This window comes from Bradyrhizobium sp. Gha (assembly GCF_900113735.1).
Classification (GTDB): Bacteria; Pseudomonadota; Alphaproteobacteria; order Rhizobiales; family Xanthobacteraceae; genus Bradyrhizobium.
Map to the genome: position 1 here is coordinate 1 of NZ_FOQM01000080.1, position 6,786 is coordinate 6,786.

A 6,786-nucleotide genomic window follows, 5' to 3' on the forward strand; every position below is an offset into this window, starting at 1 on the left:
CGTCATCCGATGTGAGGTCGTTCGGGTTCACGGTCTTGTTCATCGCGCGGGTTGTCTCGAGAAGGTGCGATTAAACCTAGAGCCCCCGCCGCCGCATCGATTGATCCAGCTCAAGCGGGGGGCGATTTTGTTCACCCCGCTTGATAATGTTCAGCTATTTTCCACCGCCCAGCGAGTGGACGTAGACCGCCATCGCCTTGATCGTGGCCGGGTCGAGCCGCCCTTCCCAGGCCGGCATGACGCCGGCGCGGCCCTGGCTAATGGTCTCGATCAGGGTCGCCTCATCAGAGCCATAGAGCCAGATCTGGTCAGTCAAATTGGGCGCACCGAGCTCCTGGTTGCCCTTGCCGCCATCGCCATGGCAGGCGACGCAATTGTCCGCAAAGATCTTCGCGCCCCTGGCGGCATCGTAGCCCTTTCGGGTCGAGAGGCCCGACAGCGATCGCACATAATTGGCGACCGTGACGATCTCGTCCGCCTTCAGTACGCCGTCCTTGCCGAAGGCGAGCATCTGGCCCTCATGGGTCTTGGCGTGACCGGACCGTGCGCCATACTGGATGGTCTGCATGATCTGCTCGAGCGTTCCGCCCCACAGCCACTCGTCGTCGTTCAGGTTCGGATATCCCTTGGCGCCGGCGGCACCAGAGCCGTGGCACGGTGCGCAATTGTCGCCGAACACGGTCCTGCCCTTGGCGCGCGCGAGCGCCAGCAAGGCCGGATCCTTCTCGATCTCGGCGAGCGGCGCCGCCGCCAATGCCGCCATCTTCTCGCCGCGCAGCGCCTCGAGATTGGCAAGCTCCACCGCGAGGTTCGCTCGCGTCGAGTAGCCGAGCAGGCCGCGCGTGTTGCTGGAGATCAGCGGCCAGGCCGGATAGACGATCCAGTAGCCGATCGCCCAGATGATGGTGAGATAGAATGTAATCACCCACCAGCGCGGCAGCGGCGTGTTGAGCTCCTTGATGCCATCCCATTCATGTCCGGTGGTGGACCTGCCGGTGACGGAATCGAATTCACCTTGATGATCGGTCATGATCTCTTACTCCTCCCGCAACGGCAGGCGGGCTGCTTCGTCGAAGGCGGCCTTGTTGCGGGGCCAGAATGCGTAGGCGACGATCGCGAGAAAGATCGCGACGAAGACCGGCGTCCAGATCGTGGTCACGAGACCGGACGCGAGATTGTCGAGTGTCAGGATGGCTTTCATCGGTGGATGCCTTCTCAGCGAAGATTGGCTTTCTCGTTGTAGAGCTTGAAGTCGACCAGCGTGCCGAGCATCTGCAAGTAAGCGATCAGCGCGTCCATCTCGGTCGGCGTGCCGGCCTTGCCGTCGAAATTGCGCACGACGGCCTTGGCGTAGCGCTTGGTGAAGGCATCAGTGCCGGCATTGTCAGGATCGGCCTGGGCCTTCATGTCGGCGGCCGCGTTGGCGACCTGATCGTCGCTATAAGGAACGCCAACGGTCCGCAGGGTACGCATATGGTCGGCGATGGTCGACGGGTCGACCTCAGTTGAACTGAGGAACGGATAGCCCGGCATCACCGATTGCGGCACGATCGCGCGCGGATTGGTCATATGGGTCACGTGCCAGTCGTCGGAATATTTGGCGCCGACGCGAGCAAGATCAGGACCAGTGCGCTTCGACCCCCACTGGAACGGGTGGTCGAACATGCTCTCCGCGGCAAGCGAGAAGTGGCCGTAGCGCTCGACCTCGTCGCGCAGGGGCCGGATCATCTGCGAGTGGCAGAGATAGCAGCCCTCGCGGACATAGATGTTGCGCCCCGCCAGCTCCAGCGGCGTGTAGGGTCTGACGCCGTCGACCACCTCGATTGTGCTCTTGAGGTAGAACAGCGGGGTGATCTCGGCAAGGCCGCCGATCGCGATGACCAGCAGGATGCCGACGATCAGGATGATCGAGTTCTTTTCGAAGACTTGGTGGCGTGTCCAGAACGACATCGGAAGCTCCTCATTCCGCCGGCTGGAGAGCGACGGGCATCTGGACTTCCTGCTCGCCGACGCGAACGGTCATCCAGAGATTGTAGGCCATGATCAGCGCGCCGATCAGGAACAGCGCGCCGCCGGCGGCACGGATGACGTAGAAGGGATGCATCGCCTCGACGGTCTCGATGAAGGAATATTCGAGGAAGCCAAGCGAAGTGTAGGCGCGCCACATTAGGCCCTGAAGGATGCCCGACACCCACATCGCGGAGATGTAGAGAACGATGCCGAGCGTGGCGATCCAGAAATGCCAGTTGACGAGCTTCAGGCTGTAGAGACCCTTGCGATTCCACGCCCACGGCACCAGGCAGTACAGCGCGCCGAAGGAGACGAAGCCGACCCAGCCGAGCGCGCCGGAATGCACGTGGCCGATGGTCCAGTCGGTGTAGTGGCTCAGCGAGTTCACCACCTTGATCGACATCATCGGACCTTCGAAGGTGGACATGCCGTAGAAGGCGACAGAGACGACCAGCATGCGCAGCACGGGGTCGGTGCGCAGCTTGTCCCAGGCGCCCGACAGCGTCATCAGGCCGTTGATCATGCCGCCCCAGGACGGCATCCACAGCATGATCGAGAAGGTCATGCCGAGCGTTTGCGTCCAGTCCGGCAGCGCCGTGTAGTGCAGATGGTGCGGGCCGGCCCAGATGTAGAGGAAGATCAGCGCCCAGAAGTGGATGATCGAGAGCCGATACGAATAGATCGGCCGCTCCGCGCGCTTCGGGATGAAATAATACATGATCGCGAGGAAGCCGGCCGTCAGGAAAAAGCCGACCGCGTTATGGCCGTACCACCACTGGAACATGGCATCCTGGATGCCGCCCCAGGCGATGTAGGACTTGGAGCCGAAGATCGACACCGGCAGCGCGGGATTGTTGCCGAGATGCAGAACCGCGATCGTCACGATGAAGGCGAGATAGAACCAGTTCGCAACGAAGATGTGCGGTTCCTTGCGCTTGAGGATGGTGCCGAGGAAGACGAGCAGATAGGTGACCCAGACGATCGTCAGCCAGAGATCGGCATACCATTCCGGCTCGGCATATTCCTTGGACTGGGTGACGCCGAGCAGATAGCCCGTGCCGGCGATGAGGATGAAATAATTGTAGCCGAGCACGACGAACCAGGGCGCGAGATCGCCGGCGAGCCGGGCGCGGCAGGACTTCTGCACCACGTAGAAGGATGTCGCGATCAGGACGTTGCCGCCGAAGGCGAAGATCACGGCGGAGGTGTGCAGCGGCCTTAAGCGCCCGAATTGAATCCACTGCAAGTCGAAGTTCAAAGCGGGCCAGGCCAGCTGCGAGGCGATGATCAGACCGACCAGAAAACCCGCGATGCCCCAGAACATCGCCATGAAGGAGGAGAACTTGATCGGGCCCATGTTGTAGTTGGGCCGACCGTTGATCTCGGCGGGCGGTAGCGCCGCCGGGCGGTCATAGTAGCGGTTGATGATGAAGAACACCGCGGCCAGGCTCGCGGCCGCGCTCAGCCCGGCATGGAAGGCGAACGGAGCATCGAGCGCCTTGGCCGAGGCGATCAGGCACAGGAAGGCGGCCACCGCGAAAATGAACGCCAAGCCGCTTTCGCTTGTCGTCATGGTTTTGGAGATGGAGGGCTGGGGCATCGCGGATTCTCTCTGAAAGAACACGCCGTCCAGAAACCACATTCACCCTCGCGGGGAATTGATTGAAATCAAGTTAGATGGATTTCTGTCCATGTCGGGCTCATGCCGATCGGCAAGCGACATCAACCGCTTTGGCATCGCGCGGCGTCAATCGAAGCGACCTCGCAAGGGGAGAAGGTAAGAAGGGCATCAGTCGATCGCGGTCGCCTTCAGCGCGGCGATGACGTCTTCGCGCGCGATGATTCCGGCCAGCTTCTGGGCGCCGTCGAGCACGACGATGCTGCGAATACGATGCTCGACCATGATCTGGAGCACGCGCGTCAGCCGCGTGTCGGGACTGACGTAGATGAACTCCGGCGTCATGACGTCGCCGACCTTGCGGCTCATCAAGTCGTGATAGCGCGGCAGCATCTGACTCGGCGTGAAGGCAAAGCACTTCAGGATGTCGAATTTGGTGACGATGCCAACGACCTGACCATCGTCCTCGACCGGATAGGAGTTAAAATCGTCCTGCTCGAACATCTCGCTGAGCGCGAGCAGATTGTGGTCGCGCTGCACGGTCTTGACGTTGCGCGTCATGTAACTTTCGACGGTCTGCTCAAGGAATTTGTACACGGCACGTCCTCATCGATTTGTCCGTGCGGCGCGGACCGTCAGTGCGACAACAGCACGCAGCGCGCAGTTTGCGTAACCAGATATTCCGTGACGCCGCCGAGAATCAGCTCGCGGAAGCGGGAATGACCGTAGGCACCCGCGACGATCAGGCTCGCGCCGACATCGTCGGCAACCCTCCCCAGTTGCACGGCGGCGGTTGCGTTTCCCGCCTCCGTGACCCGCGCGGTCGCGGTGACGCCGTGGCGGGCGAGCCAGGCGGCGACGTCGCTGACATGCGCCATCACCGCCGAGCGGTCCTCGTCCATTTCCGGAATCTCGACGATGACAACATCCTTGGCCTTGCGCAGCATCGGCAGCGCGTCGGCGACCGCGCGGCGCGCCTCGGCCGTGTCCTTCCAGGCCACCAGCACACTGCGCAGATCGAGCCATCTGATTTGATCAGGCACGATCAGCAGCGGCCGGCCGGTCTGCATTACCAGATCCCTTGGGTTTGCCGTCGAAAAGGCATCGGAGAAGGTCGAGCTCTGCCCGCTGCTGACGATGATGTCGGCACAACGCGCCTGCGCCAGGACGTATCGTGCGGGAAAATCCATAGCGCTGCGCCATTCCGCACGCCCGCTGCGCGCCCGGGTCGCGGCGCGGAATTGCGCCTCCAGATCAGCAAGGCGTCGCTTGACGGAGCCCTCCTCCTGATCGATCAGTCGCTGGGCCTCGGCGCCATCAGTGAAATAAAGCGGCGGGGCGAATCGCGCCGCAGCGATCCCGACGATATCAGCCTCGAATCGTTCGGCGAGCTCGCCCGCGACTTGAAGACGCGCGGTATTGAGCTGATCCAGCGCCAGGCTAACCATCACGGTCGCGTATGTCATCGGGAGTCTCCGGCGAGGTGAGCTTTTCGTACACATTTTTAAGCCCGTAGCAGCGCGGCAGAATGAGGTAGATCAAATTGCTCCGCATCATGAAGCGGAAAATCCGCCGACGAAATGAGAGATCGGAACTTGCCTCGGAGGCTACCTTGAGCGAAATTACCGGCAGGCTCGCGGCTCTTCGCCACCAAATTGGAGCAAGCATTTGTCGCCGACCCGCGTCACGCATCCGCCCGACGACCATCGTGGCGAGCATTTCCGGGTCCGGATCGAGGGGTTCGGCGTCGGCACCTGGGATCTCGACCTCGCGACGCGCGAGTTGGAATGGTCGGAGACCGCGCGGATGCTGCTCGGCATCGAGCGGGGCGCGCCTGCGAGCTATGATCTCTTCCTGTCGCGCCTTGCGCCCGCGGATCGCACGCGCGTCGAGACTGCGATCAAGGAGGTCATCGAGCACGGTGGCGGCTTCGACGTCTCCTTCAGGATTGCCGGCACTTCCGATCGGGGCAAATGGATCAGGGCCCGCGCCGGTCTGATCAGGGATGATGCCGGGCTCGCGCGGCACCTGTCCGGCATCTTCCTCGATATCGACGAGGAGAAGCAGGTCGAGGAAGCGCTGCGCACGCGCGAGACTCACCTGCGCTCCATCCTCCACACCATTCCCGACGCCATGATCGTCATCGACGGTCGCGGCATCATCCAGCTGTTCTCGACGGCGGCCGAGCGCCTGTTCGGCTGGTCCGAGCAGGAGGCGATCGGGCAGAACGTCAGTATCCTCATGCCCGAGCCAGACCGAACCCGCCACGACGGCTACATCGCGCGCTATCGCTCGACGAATGATCCGCACATCATCGGCATCGGTCGCATCGTCACCGGCAAGCGCCGCGACGGCACCACATTCCCGATGCATCTGTCGATCGGCGAGATGCAGTCCGGCGGCGAGCCCTATTTTACGGGCTTCGTCCGCGACCTCACCGAGCAGCAGCAGACTCAGGCGCGACTCCAGGAACTGCAGTCCGAGCTCGTCCATGTCTCCAGGCTGACGGCGATGGGCGAGATGGCCTCCGCCCTCGCCCATGAGATCAATCAACCGTTGGCGGCGATCAGTAACTACATGAAGGGATCGCGGCGGCTGTTGGCCGGCAGCACCGATCCGAATATTACGAAGATCGAGAGCGCGCTGGATCGCGCCTCGGAGCAGGCGCTGCGTGCCGGCCAGATCATCCGGCGCCTGCGTGACTTCGTCTCCCGCGGCGAGTCCGAGAAGCGGGTCGAGAGCCTGTCGAAGCTGATCGAGGAAGCCGGCGCACTCGGCCTCGCCGGCGCACGCGAGCAGAACGTGCAGCTTCGTTTCAAGCTCGATCCCGGCGCTGACCTCGTCCTCGCCGACCGCGTGCAGATCCAGCAGGTTCTGGTCAATCTGTTCCGCAACGCACTCGAGGCGATGGCGCAGTCGCCGCTGCGCGAGCTCGTCGTCACCAATAGCCGCGCCGGAGACATGATCGAGGTCGAGGTGTCCGACACCGGCTCTGGCTTCCGCGACGACGTCATTCCAAACTTGTTTCAAACCTTCTTCACCACCAAAGAGACCGGCATGGGTGTGGGACTGTCGATCAGCCGCTCGATCATCGAGGCTCACGGCGGTCGCATGGTCGCCGAGAACAACGCATCGGGCGGCGCGACATTCCGCTTCAC

General features: G+C 62.6%; 7 protein-coding genes. 1 reads left to right on the plus strand and 6 read right to left on the minus strand.

Translation table 11 applies throughout. The features are described from left to right. Nucleotides 1-154 precede the first annotated feature (154 nt). From ccoP to BM222_RS39475, 6 genes are all read right to left on the minus strand, one after another. Nucleotides 155-1,030: a cytochrome-c oxidase, cbb3-type subunit III gene (ccoP, locus tag BM222_RS39450; protein ID WP_092239976.1), complete on the minus strand. Its 876-nt coding sequence runs from the start codon at nucleotides 1,028-1,030 to the stop codon at nucleotides 155-157. A 6-nt stretch (nucleotides 1,031-1,036) separates the two neighbouring features. Then, nucleotides 1,037-1,201: a cbb3-type cytochrome oxidase subunit 3 gene (locus BM222_RS39455; RefSeq protein WP_092239977.1), complete on the minus strand. Its 165-nt coding sequence runs from the start codon at nucleotides 1,199-1,201 to the stop codon at nucleotides 1,037-1,039. A 14-nt stretch (nucleotides 1,202-1,215) separates the two neighbouring features. Next, a complete protein-coding gene (gene ccoO / locus BM222_RS39460) occupies nucleotides 1,216-1,950 on the minus strand; it encodes a cytochrome-c oxidase, cbb3-type subunit II (RefSeq protein ID WP_092239978.1) in 735 nt (244 codons plus the stop codon). Between the two features lie 10 nt (nucleotides 1,951-1,960). Further along, nucleotides 1,961-3,610 carry a cytochrome-c oxidase, cbb3-type subunit I gene (ccoN, locus tag BM222_RS39465; protein WP_092239982.1) on the minus strand — a complete coding sequence of 550 codons (1,650 nt, stop codon included), beginning with the start codon at nucleotides 3,608-3,610 and terminating at the stop codon, nucleotides 1,961-1,963. A gap of 189 nt (nucleotides 3,611-3,799) precedes the next feature. Further along, the gene (locus tag BM222_RS39470) at nucleotides 3,800-4,225 is read right to left on the minus strand and encodes a CBS domain-containing protein (RefSeq protein WP_092239979.1); all 426 of its coding nucleotides are present in this window, start codon (nucleotides 4,223-4,225) and stop codon (nucleotides 3,800-3,802) included. A 38-nt stretch (nucleotides 4,226-4,263) separates the two neighbouring features. Then, on the minus strand, nucleotides 4,264-5,094 hold the full coding sequence (locus tag BM222_RS39475; protein ID WP_092239980.1) for a universal stress protein: 831 nt from the start codon (nucleotides 5,092-5,094) through the stop codon (nucleotides 4,264-4,266). A gap of 202 nt (nucleotides 5,095-5,296) precedes the next feature. On the opposite strand from BM222_RS39475, the gene fixL reads away from it, so the two are divergent. Next, nucleotides 5,297-6,786: sensor protein FixL (gene fixL / locus BM222_RS39480; RefSeq protein WP_092239981.1), on the plus strand; the 1,490-nt coding region annotated here is incomplete at its 3' end.

What these genes read in the sequence shown, in the direction of transcription:
- ccoP (WP_092239976.1), bottom strand. Translation starts at nt 1,030, where the DNA reads ATGACCGATCATCAAGGTGAATTCGATTCCGTCACCGGCAGGTCCACC.
- BM222_RS39455 (WP_092239977.1), bottom strand. Translation starts at nt 1,201, where the DNA reads ATGAAAGCCATCCTGACACTCGACAATCTCGCGTCCGGTCTCGTGACC.
- ccoO (WP_092239978.1), bottom strand. Translation starts at nt 1,950, where the DNA reads ATGTCGTTCTGGACACGCCACCAAGTCTTCGAAAAGAACTCGATCATC.
- ccoN (WP_092239982.1), bottom strand. Translation starts at nt 3,610, where the DNA reads ATGCCCCAGCCCTCCATCTCCAAAACCATGACGACAAGCGAAAGCGGC.
- BM222_RS39475 (WP_092239980.1), bottom strand. Translation starts at nt 5,094, where the DNA reads ATGACATACGCGACCGTGATGGTTAGCCTGGCGCTGGATCAGCTCAAT.